We start from the raw sequence: 261 nt of genomic DNA on the forward strand, positions 1-261 counted from the left end.
GTCGCCGTCGGTGAGCTTGGTGTCGATGCCGTCGAGGAAGCGGACGTCCTCGTCGTTCAGGTAGACGTTGACGAAGCGGCGGAGCTTGCCGTCGTCGACGATGCGGGCCTCGATCCCGGTGTGACGGGTCTCCAGGTCGGCGAAGAGCTCGGCGAGGGTGCCGCCGCTGCCCTCGACGGCCTTCTCGCCGTCGGTGTAGGTGCGGAGGATGGTCGGGATGCGGACCTCGATGGCCATGGCGTGGGCTCCTGTCGGAAGTGG

1 protein-coding gene is annotated in these 261 nt (G+C 68.2%); it reads right to left on the reverse strand.

What is annotated here, in order from left to right:
- Nucleotides 1-237 (reverse strand): MoaD/ThiS family protein (locus Q5L94_RS13880; RefSeq protein WP_317498938.1); only part of this gene is annotated, 237 nt, incomplete at its 3' end.
- Nucleotides 238-261 lie beyond the last annotated feature (24 nt).

Source organism: Idiomarina sp. Sol25 (assembly GCF_033052775.1).
Classification (GTDB): domain Bacteria; phylum Pseudomonadota; class Gammaproteobacteria; order Enterobacterales; family Alteromonadaceae; genus Idiomarina.